This is a genomic window from Streptomyces kaniharaensis (assembly GCF_009569385.1).
In the GTDB taxonomy this organism is placed as follows: Bacteria; Actinomycetota; Actinomycetes; order Streptomycetales; family Streptomycetaceae; genus Kitasatospora; species Kitasatospora kaniharaensis.
In genome coordinates, this window is record NZ_WBOF01000017.1 from 1 (window position 1) to 19,582 (window position 19,582).

General features: G+C 72.5%; 26 protein-coding genes and 1 pseudogene. 12 read left to right on the top strand and 15 right to left on the bottom strand.

Going from position 1 to position 19,582, the window contains the following annotated elements:
• The 10 genes and pseudogenes from F7Q99_RS39910 to F7Q99_RS39955 all read right to left on the bottom strand — a co-directional run.
• Nucleotides 1-1,597, bottom strand: a pseudogene (locus F7Q99_RS39910) (hypothetical protein); the annotation flags it as partial.
• Between the two features lie 161 nt (nt 1,598-1,758).
• Nucleotides 1,759-2,202, bottom strand: coding sequence for a hypothetical protein (locus F7Q99_RS39915; protein WP_153471975.1), 444 nt, complete (start codon nt 2,200-2,202; stop codon nt 1,759-1,761).
• A 61-nt stretch (nt 2,203-2,263) separates the two neighbouring features.
• Complete coding sequence (locus F7Q99_RS39920; protein WP_153471978.1) at nt 2,264-2,461, bottom strand: KOW motif-containing protein; 198 nt, start codon at nt 2,459-2,461, stop codon at nt 2,264-2,266.
• 57 nt (nt 2,462-2,518) lie between these two features.
• Nucleotides 2,519-2,761 carry a hypothetical protein gene (locus F7Q99_RS39925; RefSeq protein ID WP_153471981.1) on the bottom strand — a complete coding sequence of 81 codons (243 nt, stop codon included), beginning with the start codon at nt 2,759-2,761 and terminating at the stop codon, nt 2,519-2,521.
• Nucleotides 2,762-2,780: 19 nt separating this feature from the next.
• On the bottom strand, nt 2,781-2,960 hold the full coding sequence (locus tag F7Q99_RS39930) for a hypothetical protein (RefSeq protein ID WP_153471984.1): 180 nt from the start codon (nt 2,958-2,960) through the stop codon (nt 2,781-2,783).
• Between the two features lie 68 nt (nt 2,961-3,028).
• A complete protein-coding gene (locus F7Q99_RS39935; protein ID WP_153471987.1) occupies nt 3,029-3,262 on the bottom strand; it encodes a hypothetical protein in 234 nt (77 codons plus the stop codon).
• Between the two features lie 2 nt (nt 3,263-3,264).
• Nucleotides 3,265-4,323 carry a protein spdB gene (locus F7Q99_RS39940; protein WP_153471990.1) on the bottom strand — a complete coding sequence of 353 codons (1,059 nt, stop codon included), beginning with the start codon at nt 4,321-4,323 and terminating at the stop codon, nt 3,265-3,267.
• Nucleotides 4,320-4,742: a hypothetical protein gene (locus F7Q99_RS39945; protein WP_153471993.1), complete on the bottom strand. Its 423-nt coding sequence runs from the start codon at nt 4,740-4,742 to the stop codon at nt 4,320-4,322. The genes F7Q99_RS39940 and F7Q99_RS39945 overlap by 4 nt, the downstream gene beginning before the upstream one ends.
• Nucleotides 4,739-4,954 (bottom strand): hypothetical protein, encoded by a 216-nt coding sequence (locus tag F7Q99_RS39950; protein WP_153471996.1) that lies wholly within the window; start codon nt 4,952-4,954, stop codon nt 4,739-4,741. The genes F7Q99_RS39945 and F7Q99_RS39950 overlap by 4 nt, the downstream gene beginning before the upstream one ends.
• Nucleotides 4,951-5,106, bottom strand: a complete 156-nt coding sequence (locus F7Q99_RS39955; RefSeq protein ID WP_153472163.1) for a hypothetical protein — start codon at nt 5,104-5,106, stop codon at nt 4,951-4,953. The genes F7Q99_RS39950 and F7Q99_RS39955 overlap by 4 nt, the downstream gene beginning before the upstream one ends.
• Before the next feature lie 164 nt (nt 5,107-5,270).
• Here F7Q99_RS39955 and F7Q99_RS39960 point away from each other — a divergent pair, with 164 nt between their 5' ends.
• From F7Q99_RS39960 to F7Q99_RS39970, 3 genes are all read left to right on the top strand, one after another.
• Nucleotides 5,271-5,564, top strand: coding sequence for a hypothetical protein (locus tag F7Q99_RS39960; protein WP_153471999.1), 294 nt, complete (start codon nt 5,271-5,273; stop codon nt 5,562-5,564).
• Nucleotides 5,561-5,803 carry a pRL2-19 gene (locus F7Q99_RS39965; protein WP_326847577.1) on the top strand — a complete coding sequence of 81 codons (243 nt, stop codon included), beginning with the start codon at nt 5,561-5,563 and terminating at the stop codon, nt 5,801-5,803. Before F7Q99_RS39960 ends, F7Q99_RS39965 begins: the two co-directional genes overlap by 4 nt.
• 172 nt (nt 5,804-5,975) lie before the next feature.
• On the top strand, nt 5,976-9,431 hold the full coding sequence (locus F7Q99_RS39970) for a DUF927 domain-containing protein (RefSeq protein ID WP_153472002.1): 3,456 nt from the start codon (nt 5,976-5,978) through the stop codon (nt 9,429-9,431).
• Between the two features lie 731 nt (nt 9,432-10,162).
• On the opposite strand, the gene F7Q99_RS39975 is transcribed toward F7Q99_RS39970, so the two are convergent.
• From F7Q99_RS39975 to F7Q99_RS39985, 3 genes are all read right to left on the bottom strand, one after another.
• Entirely contained in the window at nt 10,163-13,618 is a 3,456-nt protein-coding gene (locus tag F7Q99_RS39975) for a DUF927 domain-containing protein (protein WP_153472002.1), read from the bottom strand.
• A 173-nt stretch (nt 13,619-13,791) separates the two neighbouring features.
• Complete coding sequence (locus F7Q99_RS39980; protein ID WP_326847577.1) at nt 13,792-14,034, bottom strand: pRL2-19; 243 nt, start codon at nt 14,032-14,034, stop codon at nt 13,792-13,794.
• A complete protein-coding gene (locus F7Q99_RS39985; RefSeq protein ID WP_153471999.1) occupies nt 14,031-14,324 on the bottom strand; it encodes a hypothetical protein in 294 nt (97 codons plus the stop codon). The genes F7Q99_RS39980 and F7Q99_RS39985 overlap by 4 nt, the downstream gene beginning before the upstream one ends.
• A gap of 315 nt (nt 14,325-14,639) precedes the next feature.
• Between F7Q99_RS39985 and F7Q99_RS39990 the strand changes: the two genes are divergently transcribed.
• The 8 genes from F7Q99_RS39990 (at nt 14,640) to F7Q99_RS40025 (ending at nt 17,831) form a co-directional block, all read left to right on the top strand.
• Nucleotides 14,640-14,855, top strand: a complete 216-nt coding sequence (locus F7Q99_RS39990) for a hypothetical protein (protein ID WP_153471996.1) — start codon at nt 14,640-14,642, stop codon at nt 14,853-14,855.
• Nucleotides 14,852-15,274 carry a hypothetical protein gene (locus F7Q99_RS39995; protein ID WP_153471993.1) on the top strand — a complete coding sequence of 141 codons (423 nt, stop codon included), beginning with the start codon at nt 14,852-14,854 and terminating at the stop codon, nt 15,272-15,274. The genes F7Q99_RS39990 and F7Q99_RS39995 overlap by 4 nt, the downstream gene beginning before the upstream one ends.
• Nucleotides 15,271-16,329 (top strand): protein spdB, encoded by a 1,059-nt coding sequence (locus F7Q99_RS40000; RefSeq protein WP_153471990.1) that lies wholly within the window; start codon nt 15,271-15,273, stop codon nt 16,327-16,329. The genes F7Q99_RS39995 and F7Q99_RS40000 overlap by 4 nt, the downstream gene beginning before the upstream one ends.
• 2 nt (nt 16,330-16,331) lie before the next feature.
• Nucleotides 16,332-16,565, top strand: a complete 234-nt coding sequence (locus F7Q99_RS40005) for a hypothetical protein (RefSeq protein ID WP_153471987.1) — start codon at nt 16,332-16,334, stop codon at nt 16,563-16,565.
• A gap of 67 nt (nt 16,566-16,632) precedes the next feature.
• Nucleotides 16,633-16,812, top strand: coding sequence for a hypothetical protein (locus tag F7Q99_RS40010; RefSeq protein WP_153471984.1), 180 nt, complete (start codon nt 16,633-16,635; stop codon nt 16,810-16,812).
• A gap of 19 nt (nt 16,813-16,831) precedes the next feature.
• Nucleotides 16,832-17,074 (top strand): hypothetical protein, encoded by a 243-nt coding sequence (locus F7Q99_RS40015; RefSeq protein ID WP_153471981.1) that lies wholly within the window; start codon nt 16,832-16,834, stop codon nt 17,072-17,074.
• Nucleotides 17,075-17,130: 56 nt separating this feature from the next.
• On the top strand, nt 17,131-17,328 hold the full coding sequence (locus F7Q99_RS40020; RefSeq protein WP_153471978.1) for a KOW motif-containing protein: 198 nt from the start codon (nt 17,131-17,133) through the stop codon (nt 17,326-17,328).
• Nucleotides 17,329-17,492: 164 nt separating this feature from the next.
• Nucleotides 17,493-17,831 (top strand): hypothetical protein, encoded by a 339-nt coding sequence (locus tag F7Q99_RS40025; RefSeq protein ID WP_153472363.1) that lies wholly within the window; start codon nt 17,493-17,495, stop codon nt 17,829-17,831.
• Nucleotides 17,832-18,045: 214 nt separating this feature from the next.
• Here F7Q99_RS40025 and F7Q99_RS40030 read toward each other — a convergent pair whose 3' ends face one another.
• A complete protein-coding gene (locus F7Q99_RS40030) occupies nt 18,046-18,453 on the bottom strand; it encodes a hypothetical protein (RefSeq protein ID WP_153472365.1) in 408 nt (135 codons plus the stop codon).
• A gap of 228 nt (nt 18,454-18,681) precedes the next feature.
• A complete protein-coding gene (locus F7Q99_RS40035; RefSeq protein ID WP_153472368.1) occupies nt 18,682-18,843 on the bottom strand; it encodes a hypothetical protein in 162 nt (53 codons plus the stop codon).
• A gap of 29 nt (nt 18,844-18,872) precedes the next feature.
• Between F7Q99_RS40035 and F7Q99_RS42990 the strand changes: the two genes are divergently transcribed.
• Nucleotides 18,873-19,582, top strand: a 710-nt coding sequence (locus tag F7Q99_RS42990; protein ID WP_153472370.1) for a hypothetical protein, incomplete at its 3' end; no start/stop codon positions are given.

Genomic DNA, 19,582 nt, shown 5'->3' on the forward strand with positions numbered 1-19,582 from the left:
GCCGAGTACCTTCTTCACGATGTCGCCGAAGGCGTCCATGGCCGATGACGACCTCTCCGGGCGCGCATCCGAAAATGGCCTCCTGGATGCGCGGGTCGTAGAAGTCGAGGAAATCCGGGCACGCGGGCTTGGGGGGCGCCGGGGGTCGGTGGGTCCACTCGACCCAGTGGTCGCCGTCCTGCTGCCCGGCCTTGATGCTCCACTTCGCCACCCAGTCCCCGGGCAGCTTGAGGTTGATCAGGGTGGTCAGGTCCGTGCGGTCCAGCTCCCCGCCGACGAAGTGCAGCGGGAGCACCAGGCGCACGATGGATTCGCGGTCGGAGAGGTCGGCCGGGATGGTCAGCCAGTCCTCCATCAGGTCGGCCTCCTCGTCCAGGCCGAGGCGGTCGCGCAGGATCGGCCACAAGGCCGGCCCGTACGTCGCCTCGTCGCCGACCAGCTCCCGCGCCGCCCGCCGGGCGGTCCACACCGCGCGGTGGCCACCGGCCATGAGGCGCCACTCGCTCACCCAGTCGCCGGGCAGGCGGGTGTTCACGATCTCGTCCAGGCCCTGGCGCTCCCTGGGGCTGCCGAGGAAGTGCTCCGGGAGCGCAAGGATCACCTGGGCGCCCTCGTCCTCCAGGCGGTCCGGGATGGTCAGCCACTCCTCCTTCTGCGCCTCCGGGGCCAGGTGCAGGGCGGCCTTGAGCATCGCCCACAGGGCCGGGCCGTACACCTTGTCGTCGGAGGGGCGGGGAGCGTGCCAGTGCCCCTGACCGTCCGGGCCGGTGGCCGCGCCGACCACGGCACCCAGGCCGACCACCAAAAGGCCGGCCTGGGTGCGGCCCGGGGCCACCTCGTACAGGGCCCACACGCCCGGGACGGCCGCGCGCACGGTCAGCACGGAGACGTACGCCCACCGGCCGTAGGAGGCCACGCCGCGCCACAGGGCGACGGGCAGCATCAGCACGCCGCGCACGCCCCGGGCCAGCCAGCGCCCGGCCACGGCCAGGTAGTAGGCCACGATCGTGCCGACGTCGGAGAGCTGCACCAGGAGGCGGGGCACCGGCAGGGTGGCCACCCAGTCCTGGAAGTCCGTGAGTCGGTCGGCCAGGACCTCGCGGAAGTCGGGGCCGGTCGCCGGGCCGGGCAGGGCGATGGCGCCCATCGCGGCCGGGGGCGCGGACAGCGGCTCCGGCTCGGGCAGCGCGTTGTTCCAGAACGACGCTCCGCCGGCCTTCTTCGCGGCGGCGGTCTTCGCGCTGATCGGGCGCCCGGTGAGGAACCGGCCGAGGCAAGCCGCGGTGGCTTTTCCGGCCTTGCCGATCGCCTCGTCGGTCGCCTTCTGCTGGGCGGTGCGCTTGGGCAGCTTCGGCATCTGGCTGATCAGCCAGCCGATCCCGCCGAGCGCCAGCAGCACGCCGAGCGGGGTCAGGTGGGTGACCTTGCCGATCCACTCGATGACGCTCCAGATCGCGCCCGCGATGGCGTTGCCGGTGCCGTTACCGGCGGGCGCTGGGGTGCCCGTAGCGGGGCCGGACGGGTGCGCGGAGGGCGACACCTGAGCGAGGCCGGATACGGCGCTGTGGACGCCTCTCGCGGCTGCCAGGATGGCCATGTGGTGCTCTCCTCTCCATTGCCTTGGGGAGCCTGCTGCCGGGCGGGGCGTCACCCCCGCCCGGCGTCCCCTCGTTGATCAGAGATCAGCAGGTGATCTGTCAGTGTGCGCGCCACCTGCGACAGATGGCCCACGGATTTCGGTTCTTCTCGGTCACCCGTTCAGCGGGTGCCGTGCTCCGCGTGCCACGGGCACGGGTCCTCCGGCGGGCACGGGCCGCAGCCCGGCGGGACGTTGTGCCAGTGCCAGTACTCCTGGCGGACGTAGGCCCGGGTCCCACCGGGGGCGTCCCACTCGATGCTGTCCGGGCCGATCGGACCCTGGACGTCCTCCGGGTGAAGCCGGTCGCGCTGCTGGAGCGCGTACGCCGCCGACTCGGCGAGTAGGCCGTCCAGCTCGGTCCGGCTCCGCCACCACCGCCGGTCGGCCAATGCCGCCTCCCGGAGGGCGATCTCCCGGCAGCCGTCCAGCTCCGGATCTTGGGAGAGCCGGGCCAGCACCTCCGCCTCCTGGTCCAGGTCGGGGGCGTCCGCGTAGGCCTCGGCCGCTGTGGGGGCGGTGAACGCCGGGTAGTGGTGCAGCGTTCGGCGCGGGGTCTCACTCATCAGGGGGTCTCTCCTTCGTGCGGGAGGGGCGGCCGGTGGGCCTCCCCTGGTGGGTGGTCGGTCAGGCCCGGTCGGCGGGGCCGATCCGGCGCAGGTCGGCGGGGCGGACGCGCGGCAGGGAACAGAACGCCTCGGCCAACCAGCCGATCAGCCCCCGGATCTCGACGTCCTCCGGCCCGACCCAGACGACCCGGCCCCGACCACCGGCGTACCGGCCCGAGGTCACCTCGACCTCGTCGCCTACCTGGATGCTGCTCATGTCGTGCTCCTCTCTGGTGGGGCGGGGCGGGCCCGGCCGGGCCCGCCCCGGGGTTGGTCAGAGGGCGGTGAGCCCGGCCTGACGGATCAGCGCCTCGATCTCCTGCGTGGTGACGGTCGGCCCGGACGCGTCCAGGAATCCGGCGGCGGTCATCTTGGCGTTGGCCTCCTCGGCCAGGACCTGGAGCGGGGCCGTGAAATCCGTCGCACGGGCCCGCCGCGCGGGGTCCAGGGCGACGACGGCGAGTGCGGTACGGAGCCGCTGGAAGGCCACGAGCGCTTCGCGGGTGGTGGTGTCCATGGGGATCTCCTCGGGGTGGTTAGCGGATGACGCTGACGATGTGGGTGGAGCTCATACGGCGGGTGCCCCTGTCGGTCACCACGTCGATCCGGCCAGCAGCGACGCCGGTCACGATGTGGTCAACGACCGCCCCGGTGTCCCGGAGGGTGTCGCCCGCCCGCAGGCCGATCGGGGTGGTCTTGATCACGGACTTGCGCATGGTGCTCTCCTTCGAGGTGGTTCGGGTAGTACGGGGCGGGCCCCCTCGGGCCCGCCCCTGATGGTCGATCAGAACCAGCGGTTCGCGCGGCGCTCGGCCTGGGCCTTCGCCTTCGCCTCCCGGGCGTCCTGCTTGGCCTTCTCGCGGGCGGCGTCCTCGGCCTCCTCGCGGGCCACCGCCTCCGCCTGGATCTCGTCGATCTTGGCGCCGATCTTGGCGCGGTCGCCCCCGGCGGCGGCCCGGCCGACCAGCCAGGCGAGCTTGGCCTTCTCGGCGGTGGTGTAGTAGCGCGGCTCGGCCATGGTCAGCTCCTCCCGGCGGCGAACCCGAAGCCGCCGGCCTTGGTGTTGGTGGGGGTGTTCCTCGTGCTGCGGATCTCCCGGGCGACCGTGTCCGGCCGCACCGGCTTCGTCGTCCTGGCGCTCACCCAGGCCGTCACCGCTTTTGGGTCGTCGCCGACCTCCGCCACGGCGAGGCGGACCAGGGAGGCCACGCTCGCGGCCTTCGGCGCCGGGGCTCCGGCGCTCACCGAGGCAACGAGGTTGGCCGGGAGCGGAAGCTGCTCGGTCTCCGGGCGGGGACCGCCGGACGGCTGCGTGGCGCTGACCTGGGCGGTAGCGGGCTGCGGGCGGATATCCGCCGGGTCTCCGCCGGAGAGAACAGCGGTCGGGCGGAGCGCGGAGACCGGCGTCCACACCGGCAGCTCCCAGGCGGGCGCCGCCGGGGCGCCCAGCCGCTCCAACACCGGCGCCTGGTCCTCCTGCCCGTTGACCTCCGCCAACTCCTGCCAGGCGCCGGAGAGGCGCTCGGCGGCCTTCGACTGGGCCTTCGCCACGGCCGCTCCGGCCCGGGACAGGGAGTCCATGCGGGTCCGCTCGCCGTGGGTCTGGGCGTTGAGCACCGCCCGGGAGATCGCCGCGTTGTCGCGGGAGTCCTGGAGGACCCGGCGGATCTCCGACTTGGCCTTCGGGCTGATCTCCGTCGACTCCCACACGCCGTGGAGCCACCAGAGCGATTTGGCGGCGAGCGGGAGCCAGGCGACCGCGAGCCACCCGGCGGTGTGAGGGCTGGTCAGCGCGTGGACGACCAGCATCCCGGTCGTCAGCGCCCCGAACATCCAGCCCAGCGCGGTGACCTTGGCGTTGTGGTCGCCCTGCCCCGCCAACCGGCGTTCGTAGGAGAGGGCGGCGAGCCAGGCGCCGTCGTAACCCAGGCCGATCACCAGCGCCAGGGCGAGCGGCATCACGCCGTTGAGCCACAGGGCCACCACGGCGACGGTCAGCACCGCCGAGACGACGGTCACCGCCAGAGCCGGAGCCGCGAGCCAGGCCCGGCCCGCCGTGCGTCGCAGAGAGGTGTTCATCGGGCACCGTCCTCGAACTCCACGGCCAGCACCAGCGCCTCGTTCCAGCGGTCGCAGTCGGCGAGCATCACGGCGGTGGAGGTGCAGCCGCAGGTACCGGCCCAGTGGGCGGCGGCGGCCTTCTCCTGGATGGCGAACAGCGCGCTCTCCTCGGCCCGCCGCAGCCAACCGGCCAGCAGCTCGAAGGAGCCGAGCAGCATGCCGACCGCCACCAGCTCGGCCACGACCAGCTCCGCCCAGAACGGCGCGTCGAAGTGGGCCATGAAGGCACCGGCCGCACCAGCGGCGGCGGCGGCGAACAGCGCGGCCACCAGGACGGCCAAGCGCTGCGGGGTGAGGGCCCGCCAGACGAGGCCGGCCTTCGGGGCCTTCGGCTGGGGGGCGGGCTTCTGGACGGGCGTGCCACCGGCGTAGCTCATCGGGCACCCCCGACGATCGCGGCGGCCTGGGCGAGCTGGGTGAAGGTCTGGGCCAGCTGGGCCTGGGCGGCCCCGAGGGCGACCAGCGCGGCCCGCCCCTCGTTGGTGTGCCCCATGCCGCTGGCGGCGTTGGACAGCGTCGCGTCGGCCCGCTCCGCGAGCTGGAGACCGCGCCGGAGCATCTGGGCGGCGAAGTCGCGGTCGTCGCTCATCGGGCACCGTCCTGGGGCCAGATGACGCTGATGCCGGAGCCGCGCTCCAGGACGACCGGCTCGGGGGCCGGGGCCGGGGTCGGCTCGGGCGCCGGGGACGGGTTCGGGGCGGGGGCGGGCACGGACGTGCCGGGCCCCTGGGTACGATCCATCACGGATCGCCCTCCTGTCGTCTCAGGGGGGTGGTCAAGGCCCTGAGCAGGTGTTTGCCGCACCGGCTCGGGGCCGCTCCCGTTTGGGAACGGCTCCACCATGACACGTTATTTCGCAGCGCACAAGTGTGTTGCGTAGCGAGTCATGACGGTATGATCCCCGCATGGACATTCCGGAGGTAGCACAAGCTGCCGCACTCGCAGAGGTAGCAAAGCTGGGTCACGACAGGGGCGAACTGCTACGGCAGGCGGACGAGTTGCTGACCCGCATCAAGCCCGCCGCCGTGAAGGCCGTACAGGCTGGCGCGGGGCGCAACCGCGTACGAGAGCTGGCGGGAGTCTCCACCACGCTCTGGTACGAGTGGCTGGACGAGGCGGGCATCCAGGTCCGCCCCAGGGCGGCGAAGAAGACCGCCACGAAGAAGGCCACTACCAGCCGGAAGCGGGAGACCTCGTGACCGACCGCCTGCCCCAGCCCGCCGACATGTCGCACGCGATGCTGATCGGCCTCTTGATGCACCTCGGCGGCAGCTTCGACATGCCCGCCGACGCCCTCTCGGTCGATGCCCTCGGCACGCCGGACGGCACGTTCCACGCCGTTGAGCTGGGGATCTTGGAGGATGGGCAGGTTCGCCTGTCCGTCGTTCCCCGGCCGCACGGAGAGGGTGCAGGACTCCAGTTCCGCAACGGGGAGTAACCTCAGCCCCACGAACGGCGATTGACCCCACACAAGACGAAACCCGCCCCCGGACCCTCACTTGGTGCCGTAACCAGGAGAGGGGTCGTAATCCGGAAGGCGGGCCCTAGACGGTGTCGAGTGTAGGTGACCACGCGTCCCGACACACCATGGCACCGGGAGAGGGCGTACCTTGCCCACCCGAAAGAAGTCGGCCCCGATCCCCCGCCAGCAGGGCGAGGGCACCGTTTCCCAGCTCGACCGTGACGGCGTTCCGGCGGGCTGTATCCAGATCCCCGGCATGCGGCTGGGGTGGTTCTACCGCCTGAACGACCGGATGGTCCTGCACCAGCACCGGCCTGGGTCCCCGCTGCTGCACGTCGGGCAGGCGCCGAAGGTCACCTCCGTGATCGCGCACCTGACCGACGACGGCGAAGACATCCGCACTGAGTACCTGGTCGTCGGCCGCCGTCAGCGTCGCCCCCGGATCATCACGGAAGACGAACTCGACCGGGGCACCTGGGCGTCGAAGACCGGCAGCCGCCGGCCGACCGGCCCGGACGAGAAGCACGCGTTCGCCAAGGCCATGCGCATGCAGGCGGAGGACGCCCCCGAGGTCCCCGCCCGCACGTACTACACCGACGAGGGCGACCTCGTGCTTCCCGAGGCGGACGCCCAGCTCTACGGCTACGGCACCCTGTGCGGGTCCGAGAAGGCCGCCCGCGACGCGTGGGAGGAGACCGGCGCGTACGCGGTCGTGGACCCCAAGGCCGCGCTGGTGATGGGCGCGATGTTCTCCGGCCCGATGCTCGATTCCCTGGGCGTGCTGGCGCACATCCTGAACCTCCACGGGCCCGGCCAGCAGGGCAAGTCCACGATGATGTTCGTCTGCGCGGCCCTGTTCGGGAACATCAAGCCGCGCCGACAGCGGCTGCTGATGACGTGGAACGCCAGCAAGCAGGGCATCACCCAGGACCTGCGCGGGCGCGGCTACCTGCCGCTGTGCCTGGACGAGCACAGCAGCAGCGGGCGCACCCCGCAGCAGTCCAGCTCGGAGTTCTCCCAGATCTGCGCGGGCTGCCTGCGCTCGACCGGCACGGTCGACGGCGGCATCCGGGAGATGGACGGCTTCTGGCTGTCGATCCTGCTGTCCAGCTCCAACCTGCCGTTGAAGTTCGAGGGGCAGACCGAAGACCTGGCCTCGCGCCTGCTGGAGATCAAGGCGCCGTTCTTCCCGAACGCGTGGGTGGACCTGGACGGCAACGCGGTCGGCGCCGACCACAAGGGCGCCGAGCACGTCTCCAAGCGACTCAAGCGACTGGCCAGGGACCACGGCGGGTGGCCGCTGGAGTGGGCCCGCAAGGCTGGCGCCTTCACCGCCGAGAAGCTGAAGGAGGCCCGGCGGGCGCACCTGGAGCTGTGCGCCAAGTACATGCCGCGCAACGGCGGTATCCCCGACACGATCGCCGAGATTCACATGGCGTGGGTGGTCGGCGCTCACGTCCTGGGCGAGGCCATCGGCGTGCCGGGCCTGGGCGAGGCTGCCGAGCGCGCTGCCGCCGAGCGGCTGAAGGCGGCGATCGAGGCTGCGGCGGAGACGAACGTGCCGGAGGGCGAGCTGCTGTGGCGGGCGCTGGACGCGATGCGCCTGGACGTTGCGGCGTTCCCGGAGATGGAGGAGCTGCCCCGGGCCGCTGCTGGCGGGGTCAAGCCGCGCGGGTTCTACCGCGTCGACCGGCACGGCCAGCAGGAGTGGTGGGTGCTGGACCCGGTGGTGAAGGAGGCCGGGGACAAGGGTGGCGTCGTCAACCTCACCTCCGCGCTGCGGCAGCTCGATGAGGTGAAGGTGCACGTACGGGGCGAGGGCGCCAACGTGCTGCGGCGGGTGCCGAACTTCCTGCGGGACAAGCCCGTCACCCAGCGGATGCACTGCTTCAACCTCGGTCCGGCGCAGGAGCTGTTCGGCGGACCGCTCGACCTCGATGACGACGGCGACGACGGCCACGACGGCCAGGGCGACGGCGGCACGGACCACCAGGAGTCGGGCGAGGTGCCCGGCGGCGAGACGGCGTTCGTGCCGACGCAGGTCGAGCTGTCGCTGTCCGCGCCCGAGGCGGAGCCGGTGCCGACCGTGGCGGCCGGGCTGCCCGCGCTGGTTCGGGAGGTGACCGAACCTCGGTGGGACGAGCTGGTGGACGGGAAGTTCAGCGCGGCGAAGGTCGGCGTGCTGGCGGGCACCGGGCTGCACCTGCCCAACATGCGGCCGGTGCCGGTGCCCATGCCGGGCAGCGTGGAGGAGACCTACGCGCTCATGGCGGCGTACGACGTGTGCACCCTGTACGTCCACGCCAGCGCCATCGGGGCCATGGGGCTGCCCGCCTACGACATCACGGTGTACGGCGAACTCGTGGCACCGCACGAGCACCCGTGGGCCACCCCCGTGGCGGGCGGCGTGGTCGAGCGCGTCGAGCCCGCCGGCCTTTCGTTCTGGATGACCGCCATCCCCGGCGACGGCGAGCGGCGCCACATCTCCATCCCGGCCTACGACCCGTCCCGCCTGGAGGACTCCTTCGGCTCCGCCGTCGACGGCGCGCAGCTGCTCGAAGCGGTGATGCTGTTCCTGCTGTCCAGCCGGGGCAAGGGCAAGCGCCCCAAGGTGGAGCGGTACTACCGCAACGTCAACATGACCGCCATGGGCTACGCCGGGATGACCGCCGACCTGGCCCGGTGCGAGGCGATCCGGCTGGAGACCATCCCCCAGTTCACCGCCGGGCAGCGGCTCAAGCCGATCCTTCACCTCGGGTGGAACCGGCGCATGGAGCCGCCGGAGCGCGACATGAAGTGGCTGCACCGGTACGACAAGACCGCCGCGTGGCTGTCCGCCTGGTCGAACACGCCGCTCGGGGTCGGTGAGCCGACCCACTACCCGGACGGCGCGGAGTTCGACCCGAAGAAGGCCGGCCTTTGGCGCGTGGCGGAGGCGCCCGGGTTCGGGCTGCCCGGCCTGCCCACCTTCCAGCTCCGCACGGCCGAGGAAGGCGGCTGGTGGATCCGCTCCACCCCCGCGATGAACCTGCTTATGGAGGCGTACCCGGACTGGACGCCGGTCGTCCTGGAGGCCCTGGTCTGGAAGGACAGCCGCCGCGTGATGGAGACCGGCTACGAGCGCATCCGCCTCGGCCGGGAGTTCCTGCTGGCCGAGGCCGAGGCAGGGCGCGAGGCCGCGACCCTGGCCAAGCGCCTGAACGGCGCCCTGTACAAGTCGGGCCGGGGCTACCTGGAGCGCAACGAGCCCGAGCGCGACCACGTGACCGGCGAGATCTACGCCAGGAAGATCTACCGCCCCGACTGGGCCGCAGCCCTCCAGGACGCCGCCATTGCCAACACCTGGCGGGACCTGCGCGCGTTCTCCCAGGCCGGGCGCTTCCCGCTCACCCTGGAGACCGACGCCATCACGATGGTCTCCGACGAGGCCGATCCGGTGCTTGCCGCGCCCCCGGGCATGAAGCTGGGCAACCACCGGGGCGGCCTGTGGACCGTGGAGGGCAGCGCGCCCGTCTCCGCGCTGCTGCCCCTGATGGAGGACCCCCGCAAGGCCCGGACCGCCGGGGAAGCCCTGCGGATCCACATGAAGCGGCAGGGGGTCTGACATGGCGTTCGGCTGGATCAAGAAGGTCGGCTCCGCGATCGGCGGGGCCACCCGCAAGACCACCGGGGCCATCGGCGGTGCCGCGCGGCGCGTCACCGGCCGCGAGAAGCCGCCCACGACACCGCCCGAGGCTGCGGCACCGCCTGCCCCTCCCACTCCGCCTACCGGGCCGCCCTCGCCCCCGGCAGGGCCCCCGCAGCCCCCCTCCCCGGGTGAGGGCCCGGAAGGCGCCGGAGGTGAAGAGGCCGGCCTCACCGAGGAACAGCTCCGCGAGGCCGAGGAAGCCGCCGCCGAGGCTGAACGCGAAGAAGCGGCCAAGGAGATGGCGCGCAAGCGCGCGGCCCGCCCCGGCACGCTGTTCGTCGCCATCCTCGGCAAGTGGAAGATCAGCGAAACCAAGTGGACCGGCACCGCGCGCGGCCACCTCCAAGGCCAGCAGGTGCACGACTTCCTCGGCCTCGCGGAGCTGTTCCTCGGTGAGGCCGGCCTCTTCACCTCCGGCGCCTTCCGGGCCCTCACCCGGGGAGGGGGGCTGCGGGGGCCCTGCCGGGGGCGAGGGCGGCCCGGTAGGCGGAGTGGGAGGGGCAGGCGGTGCCGCAGCCTCGGGCGGTGTCGTGGGCGGCTTCTCGCGGCCGGTGACGCGCCGCGCGGCACCGCCGATGGCCCCGGTGGTCTTGCGGGTGGCCCCGCCGATCGCGGAGCCGACCTTCTTGATCCAGCCGAACGCCATGTCAGACCCCCTGCCGCTTCATGTGGATCCGCAGGGCTTCCCCGGCGGTCCGGGCCTTGCGGGGGTCCTCCATCAGGGGCAGCAGCGCGGAGACGGGCGCGCTGCCCTCCACGGTCCACAGGCCGCCCCGGTGGTTGCCCAGCTTCATGCCCGGGGGCGCGGCAAGCACCGGATCGGCCTCGTCGGAGACCATCGTGATGGCGTCGGTCTCCAGGGTGAGCGGGAAGCGCCCGGCCTGGGAGAACGCGCGCAGGTCCCGCCAGGTGTTGGCAATGGCGGCGTCCTGGAGGGCTGCGGCCCAGTCGGGGCGGTAGATCTTCCTGGCGTAGATCTCGCCGGTCACGTGGTCGCGCTCGGGCTCGTTGCGCTCCAGGTAGCCCCGGCCCGACTTGTACAGGGCGCCGTTCAGGCGCTTGGCCAGGGTCGCGGCCTCGCGCCCTGCCTCGGCCTCGGCCAGCAGGAACTCCCGGCCGAGGCGGATGCGCTCGTAGCCGGTCTCCATCACGCGGCGGCTGTCCTTCCAGACCAGGGCCTCCAGGACGACCGGCGTCCAGTCCGGGTACGCCTCCATAAGCAGGTTCATCGCGGGGGTGGAGCGGATCCACCAGCCGCCTTCCTCGGCCGTGCGGAGCTGGAAGGTGGGCAGGCCGGGCAGCCCGAACCCGGGCGCCTCCGCCACGCGCCAAAGGCCGGCCTTCTTCGGGTCGAACTCCGCGCCGTCCGGGTAGTGGGTCGGCTCACCGACCCCGAGCGGCGTGTTCGACCAGGCGGACAGCCACGCGGCGGTCTTGTCGTACCGGTGCAGCCACTTCATGTCGCGCTCCGGCGGCTCCATGCGCCGGTTCCACCCGAGGTGAAGGATCGGCTTGAGCCGCTGCCCGGCGGTGAACTGGGGGATGGTCTCCAGCCGGATCGCCTCGCACCGGGCCAGGTCGGCGGTCATCCCGGCGTAGCCCATGGCGGTCATGTTGACGTTGCGGTAGTACCGCTCCACCTTGGGGCGCTTGCCCTTGCCCCGGCTGGACAGCAGGAACAGCATCACCGCTTCGAGCAGCTGCGCGCCGTCGACGGCGGAGCCGAAGGAGTCCTCCAGGCGGGACGGGTCGTAGGCCGGGATGGAGATGTGGCGCCGCTCGCCGTCGCCGGGGATGGCGGTCATCCAGAACGAAAGGCCGGCGGGCTCGACGCGCTCGACCACGCCGCCCGCCACGGGGGTGGCCCACGGGTGCTCGTGCGGTGCCACGAGTTCGCCGTACACCGTGATGTCGTAGGCGGGCAGCCCCATGGCCCCGATGGCGCTGGCGTGGACGTACAGGGTGCACACGTCGTACGCCGCCATGAGCGCGTAGGTCTCCTCCACGCTGCCCGGCATGGGCACCGGCACCGGCCGCATGTTGGGCAGGTGCAGCCCGGTGCCCGCCAGCACGCCGACCTTCGCCGCGCTGAACTTCCCGTCCACCAGCTCGTCCCACCGAGGTTCGGTCACCTCCCGAACCAGCGCGGGCAGCCCGGCCGCCACGGTCGGCACCGGCTCCGCCTCGGGCGCGGACAGCGACAGCTCGACCTGCGTCGGCACGAACGCCGTCTCGCCGCCGGGCACCTCGCCCGACTCCTGGTGGTCCGTGCCGCCGTCGCCCTGGCCGTCGTGGCCGTCGTCGCCGTCGTCATCGAGGTCGAGCGGTCCGCCGAACAGCTCCTGCGCCGGACCGAGGTTGAAGCAGTGCATCCGCTGGGTGACGGGCTTGTCCCGCAGGAAGTTCGGCACCCGCCGCAGCACGTTGGCGCCCTCGCCCCGTACGTGCACCTTCACCTCATCGAGCTGCCGCAGCGCGGAGGTGAGGTTGACGACGCCACCCTTGTCCCCGGCCTCCTTCACCACCGGGTCCAGCACCCACCACTCCTGCTGGCCGTGCCGGTCGACGCGGTAGAACCCGCGCGGCTTGACCCCGCCAGCAGCGGCCCGGGGCAGCTCCTCCATCTCCGGGAACGCCGCAACGTCCAGGCGCATCGCGTCCAGCGCCCGCCACAGCAGCTCGCCCTCCGGCACGTTCGTCTCCGCCGCAGCCTCGATCGCCGCCTTCAGCCGCTCGGCGGCAGCGCGCTCGGCAGCCTCGCCCAGGCCCGGCACGCCGATGGCCTCGCCCAGGACGTGAGCGCCGACCACCCACGCCATGTGAATCTCGGCGATCGTGTCGGGGATACCGCCGTTGCGCGGCATGTACTTGGCGCACAGCTCCAGGTGCGCCCGCCGGGCCTCCTTCAGCTTCTCGGCGGTGAAGGCGCCAGCCTTGCGGGCCCACTCCAGCGGCCACCCGCCGTGGTCCCTGGCCAGTCGCTTGAGTCGCTTGGAGACGTGCTCGGCGCCCTTGTGGTCGGCGCCGACCGCGTTGCCGTCCAGGTCCACCCACGCGTTCGGGAAGAACGGCGCCTTGATCTCCAGCAGGCGCGAGGCCAGGTCTTCGGTCTGCCCCTCGAACTTCAACGGCAGGTTGGAGCTGGACAGCAGGATCGACAGCCAGAAGCCGTCCATCTCCCGGATGCCGCCGTCGACCGTGCCGGTCGAGCGCAGGCAGCCCGCGCAGATCTGGGAGAACTCCGAGCTGGACTGCTGCGGGGTGCGCCCGCTGCTGCTGTGCTCGTCCAGGCACAGCGGCAGGTAGCCGCGCCCGCGCAGGTCCTGGGTGATGCCCTGCTTGCTGGCGTTCCACGTCATCAGCAGCCGCTGTCGGCGCGGCTTGATGTTCCCGAACAGGGCCGCGCAGACGAACATCATCGTGGACTTGCCCTGCTGGCCGGGCCCGTGGAGGTTCAGGATGTGCGCCAGCACGCCCAGGGAATCGAGCATCGGGCCGGAGAACATCGCGCCCATCACCAGCGCGGCCTTGGGGTCCACGACCGCGTACGCGCCGGTCTCCTCCCACGCGTCGCGGGCGGCCTTCTCGGACCCGCACAGGGTGCCGTAGCCGTAGAGCTGGGCGTCCGCCTCGGGAAGCACGAGGTCGCCCTCGTCGGTGTAGTACGTGCGGGCGGGGACCTCGGGGGCGTCCTCCGCCTGCATGCGCATGGCCTTGGCGAACGCGTGCTTCTCGTCCGGGCCGGTCGGCCGGCGGCTGCCGGTCTTCGACGCCCAGGTGCCCCGGTCGAGTTCGTCTTCCGTGATGATCCGGGGGCGACGCTGACGGCGGCCGACGACCAGGTACTCAGTGCGGATGTCTTCGCCGTCGTCGGTCAGGTGCGCGATCACGGAGGTGACCTTCGGCGCCTGCCCGACGTGCAGCAGCGGGGACCCAGGCCGGTGCTGGTGCAGGACCATCCGGTCGTTCAGGCGGTAGAACCACCCCAGCCGCATGCCGGGGATCTGGATACAGCCCGCCGGAACGCCGTCACGGTCGAGCTGGGAAACGGTGCCCTCGCCCTGCTGGCGGGGGATCGGGGCCGACTTCTTTCGGGTGGGCAAGGTACGCCCTCTCCCGGTGCCATGGTGTGTCGGGACGCGTGGTCACCTACACTCGACACCGTCTAGGGCCCGCCTTCCGGATTACGACCCCTCTCCTGGTTACGGCACCAAGTGAGGGTCCGGGGGGCGGGTTTCGTCTTGTGTGGGGTCAATCGCCGTTCGTGGGGCTGAGGTTACTCCCCGTTGCGGAACTGGAGTCCTGCACCCTCTCCGTGCGGCCGGGGAACGACGGACAGGCGAACCTGCCCATCCTCCAAGATCCCCAGCTCAACGGCGTGGAACGTGCCGTCCGGCGTGCCGAGGGCATCGACCGAGAGGGCGTCGGCGGGCATGTCGAAGCTGCCGCCGAGGTGCATCAAGAGGCCGATCAGCATCGCGTGCGACATGTCGGCGGGCTGGGGCAGGCGGTCGGTCACGAGGTCTCCCGCTTCCGGCTGGTAGTGGCCTTCTTCGTGGCGGTCTTCTTCGCCGCCCTGGGGCGGACCTGGATGCCCGCCTCGTCCAGCCACTCGTACCAGAGCGTGGTGGAGACTCCCGCCAGCTCTCGTACGCGGTTGCGCCCCGCGCCAGCCTGTACGGCCTTCACGGCGGCGGGCTTGATGCGGGTCAGCAACTCGTCCGCCTGCCGTAGCAGTTCGCCCCTGTCGTGACCCAGCTTTGCTACCTCTGCGAGTGCGGCAGCTTGTGCTACCTCCGGAATGTCCATGCGGGGATCATACCGTCATGACTCGCTACGCAACACACTTGTGCGCTGCGAAATAACGTGTCATGGTGGAGCCGTTCCCAAACGGGAGCGGCCCCGAGCCGGTGCGGCAAACACCTGCTCAGGGCCTTGACCACCCCCCTGAGACGACAGGAGGGCGATCCGTGATGGATCGTACCCAGGGGCCCGGCACGTCCGTGCCCGCCCCCGCCCCGAACCCGTCCCCGGCGCCCGAGCCGACCCCGGCCCCGGCCCCGAGCCGGTCGTCCTGGAGCGCGGCTCCGGCATCAGCGTCATCTGGCCCCAGGACGGTGCCCGATGAGCGACGACCGCGACTTCGCCGCCCAGATGCTCCGGCGCGGTCTCCAGCTCGCGGAGCGGGCCGACGCGACGCTGTCCAACGCCGCCAGCGGCATGGGGCACACCAACGAGGGGCGGGCCGCGCTGGTCGCCCTCGGGGCCGCCCAGGCCCAGCTGGCCCAGACCTTCACCCAGCTCGCCCAGGCCGCCGCGATCGTCGGGGGTGCCCGATGAGCTACGCCGGTGGCACGCCCGTCCAGAAGCCCGCCCCCCAGCCGAAGGCCCCGAAGGCCGGCCTCGTCTGGCGGGCCCTCACCCCGCAGCGCTTGGCCGTCCTGGTGGCCGCGCTGTTCGCCGCCGCCGCCGCTGGTGCGGCCGGTGCCTTCATGGCCCACTTCGACGCGCCGTTCTGGGCGGAGCTGGTCGTGGCCGAGCTGGTGGCGGTCGGCATGCTGCTCGGCTCCTTCGAGCTGCTGGCCGGTTGGCTGCGGCGGGCCGAGGAGAGCGCGCTGTTCGCCATCCAGGAGAAGGCCGCCGCCGCCCACTGGGCCGGTACCTGCGGCTGCACCTCCACCGCCGTGATGCTCGCCGACTGCGACCGCTGGAACGAGGCGCTGGTGCTGGCCGTGGAGTTCGAGGACGGTGCCCGATGAACACCTCTCTGCGACGCACGGCGGGCCGGGCCTGGCTCGCGGCTCCGGCTCTGGCGGTGACCGTCGTCTCGGCGGTGCTGACCGTCGCCGTGGTGGCCCTGTGGCTCAACGGCGTGATGCCGCTCGCCCTGGCGCTGGTGATCGGCCTGGGTTACGACGGCGCCTGGCTCGCCGCCCTCTCCTACGAACGCCGGTTGGCGGGGCAGGGCGACCACAACGCCAAGGTCACCGCGCTGGGCTGGATGTTCGGGGCGCTGACGACCGGGATGCTGGTCGTCCACGCGCTGACCAGCCCTCACACCGCCGGGTGGCTCGCGGTCGCCTGGCTCCCGCTCGCCGCCAAATCGCTCTGGTGGCTCCACGGCGTGTGGGAGTCGACGGAGATCAGCCCGAAGGCCAAGTCGGAGATCCGCCGGGTCCTCCAGGACTCCCGCGACAACGCGGCGATCTCCCGGGCGGTGCTCAACGCCCAGACCCACGGCGAGCGGACCCGCATGGACTCCCTGTCCCGGGCCGGAGCGGCCGTGGCGAAGGCCCAGTCGAAGGCCGCCGAGCGCCTCTCCGGCGCCTGGCAGGAGTTGGCGGAGGTCAACGGGCAGGAGGACCAGGCGCCGGTGTTGGAGCGGCTGGGCGCCCCGGCGGCGCCCGCCTGGGAGCTGCCGGTGTGGACGCCGGTCTCCGCGCTCCGCCCGACCGCTGTTCTCTCCGGCGGAGACCCGGCGGATATCCGCCCGCAGCCCGCTACCGCCCAGGTCAGCGCCACGCAGCCGTCCGGCGGTCCCCGCCCGGAGACCGAGCAGCTTCCGCTCCCGGCCAACCTCGTTGCCTCGGTGAGCGCCGGAGCCCCGGCGCCGAAGGCCGCGAGCGTGGCCTCCCTGGTCCGCCTCGCCGTGGCGGAGGTCGGCGACGACCCAAAAGCGGTGACGGCCTGGGTGAGCGCCAGGACGACGAAGCCGGTGCGGCCGGACACGGTCGCCCGGGAGATCCGCAGCACGAGGAACACCCCCACCAACACCAAGGCCGGCGGCTTCGGGTTCGCCGCCGGGAGGAGCTGACCATGGCCGAGCCGCGCTACTACACCACCGCCGAGAAGGCCAAGCTCGCCTGGCTGGTCGGCCGGGCCGCCGCCGGGGGCGACCGCGCCAAGATCGGCGCCAAGATCGACGAGATCCAGGCGGAGGCGGTGGCCCGCGAGGAGGCCGAGGACGCCGCCCGCGAGAAGGCCAAGCAGGACGCCCGGGAGGCGAAGGCGAAGGCCCAGGCCGAGCGCCGCGCGAACCGCTGGTTCTGATCGACCATCAGGGGCGGGCCCGAGGGGCCCGCCCCGTACTACCCGAACCACCTCGAAGGAGAGCACCATGCGCAAGTCCGTGATCAAGACCACCCCGATCGGCCTGCGGGCGGGCGACACCCTCCGGGACACCGGGGCGGTCGTTGACCACATCGTGACCGGCGTCGCTGCTGGCCGGATCGACGTGGTGACCGACAGGGGCACCCGCCGTATGAGCTCCACCCACATCGTCAGCGTCATCCGCTAACCACCCCGAGGAGATCCCCATGGACACCACCACCCGCGAAGCGCTCGTGGCCTTCCAGCGGCTCCGTACCGCACTCGCCGTCGTCGCCCTGGACCCCGCGCGGCGGGCCCGTGCGACGGATTTCACGGCCCCGCTCCAGGTCCTGGCCGAGGAGGCCAACGCCAAGATGACCGCCGCCGGATTCCTGGACGCGTCCGGGCCGACCGTCACCACGCAGGAGATCGAGGCGCTGATCCGTCAGGCCGGGCTCACCGCCCTCTGACCAACCCCGGGGCGGGCCCGGCCGGGCCCGCCCGCCCCACCAGAGAGGAGCACGACATGAGCAGCATCCAGGTAGGCGACGAGGTCGAGGTGACCTCGGGCCGGTACGCCGGTGGTCGGGGCCGGGTCGTCTGGGTCGGGCCGGAGGACGTCGAGATCCGGGGGCTGATCGGCTGGTTGGCCGAGGCGTTCTGTTCCCTGCCGCGCGTCCGCCCCGCCGACCTGCGCCGGATCGGCCCCGCCGACCGGGCCTGACCGACCACCCACCAGGGGAGGCCCACCGGCCGCCCCTCCCGCACGAAGGAGAGACCCCTGATGAGTGAGACCCCGCGCCGAACGCTGCACCACTACCCGGCGTTCACCGCCCCACAGCGGCCGAGGCCTACGCGGACGCCCCCGACCTGGACCAGGAGGCGGAGGTGCTGGCCCGGCTCTCCCAAGATCCGGAGCTGGACGGCTGCCGGGAGATCGCCCTCCGGGAGGCGGCATTGGCCGACCGGCGGTGGTGGCGGAGCCGGACCGAGCTGGACGGCCTACTCGCCGAGTCGGCGGCGTACGCGCTCCAGCAGCGCGACCGGCTTCACCCGGAGGACGTCCAGGGTCCGATCGGCCCGGACAGCATCGAGTGGGACGCCCCCGGTGGGACCCGGGCCTACGTCCGCCAGGAGTACTGGCACTGGCACAACGTCCCGCCGGGCTGCGGCCCGTGCCCGCCGGAGGACCCGTGCCCGTGGCACGCGGAGCACGGCACCCGCTGAACGGGTGACCGAGAAGAACCGAAATCCGTGGGCCATCTGTCGCAGGTGGCGCGCACACTGACAGATCACCTGCTGATCTCTGATCAACGAGGGGACGCCGGGCGGGGGTGACGCCCCGCCCGGCAGCAGGCTCCCCAAGGCAATGGAGAGGAGAGCACCACATGGCCATCCTGGCAGCCGCGAGAGGCGTCCACAGCGCCGTATCCGGCCTCGCTCAGGTGTCGCCCTCCGCGCACCCGTCCGGCCCCGCTACGGGCACCCCAGCGCCCGCCGGTAACGGCACCGGCAACGCCATCGCGGGCGCGATCTGGAGCGTCATCGAGTGGATCGGCAAGGTCACCCACCTGACCCCGCTCGGCGTGCTGCTGGCGCTCGGCGGGATCGGCTGGCTGATCAGCCAGATGCCGAAGCTGCCCAAGCGCACCGCCCAGCAGAAGGCGACCGACGAGGCGATCGGCAAGGCCGGAAAAGCCACCGCGGCTTGCCTCGGCCGGTTCCTCACCGGGCGCCCGATCAGCGCGAAGACCGCCGCCGCGAAGAAGGCCGGCGGAGCGTCGTTCTGGAACAACGCGCTGCCCGAGCCGGAGCCGCTGTCCGCGCCCCCGGCCGCGATGGGCGCCATCGCCCTGCCCGGCCCGGCGACCGGCCCCGACTTCCGCGAGGTCCTGGCCGACCGACTCACGGACTTCCAGGACTGGGTGGCCACCCTGCCGGTGCCCCGCCTCCTGGTGCAGCTCTCCGACGTCGGCACGATCGTGGCCTACTACCTGGCCGTGGCCGGGCGCTGGCTGGCCCGGGGCGTGCGCGGCGTGCTGATGCTGCCCGTCGCCCTGTGGCGCGGCGTGGCCTCCTACGGCCGGTGGGCGTACGTCTCCGTGCTGACCGTGCGCGCGGCCGTCCCGGGCGTGTGGGCCCTGTACGAGGTGGCCCGGGCCGCACCCAGGCCGGCCTTTTGGTGGTCGGCCTGGGTGCCGTGGTCGGCGCGGCCACCGGCCCGGACGGTCAGGGGCACTGGCACGCTCCCCGCCCTCCGACGACAAGGTGTACGGCCCGGCCCTGTGGGCGATGCTCAAGGCCGCCCTGCACCTGGCCCCGGAGGCGCAGAAGGAGGAGTGGCTGACCATCCCGGACCGCCTGGAGGACGAGGGCGCCCAGGTGATCCTTGCGCTCCCGGAGCACTTCCTCGGCAGCCCCAGGGAGCGCCAGGGCCTGGACGAGATCGTGAACACCCGCCTGCCCGGCGACTGGGTGAGCGAGTGGCGCCTCATGGCCGGTGGCCACCGCGCGGTGTGGACCGCCCGGCGGGCGGCGCGGGAGCTGGTCGGCGACGAGGCGACGTACGGGCCGGCCTTGTGGCCGATCCTGCGCGACCGCCTCGGCCTGGACGAGGAGGCCGACCTGATGGAGGACTGGCTGACCATCCCGGCCGACCTCTCCGACCGCGAATCCATCGTGCGCCTGGTGCTCCCGCTGCACTTCGTCGGCGGGGAGCTGGACCGCACGGACCTGACCACCCTGATCAACCTCAAGCTGCCCGGGACTGGGTGGCGAAGTGGAGCATCAAGGCCGGGCAGCAGGACGGCGACCACTGGGTCGAGTGGACCCACCGACCCCGGCGCCCCCCAAGCCCGCGTGCCCGGATTTCCTCGACTTCTACGACCCGCGCATCCAGGAGGCCATTTTCGGATGCGCGCCCGGAGAGGTCGTCATCGGCATGGACGCCTTCGGCGACATCGTGAAGAAGGTACTCG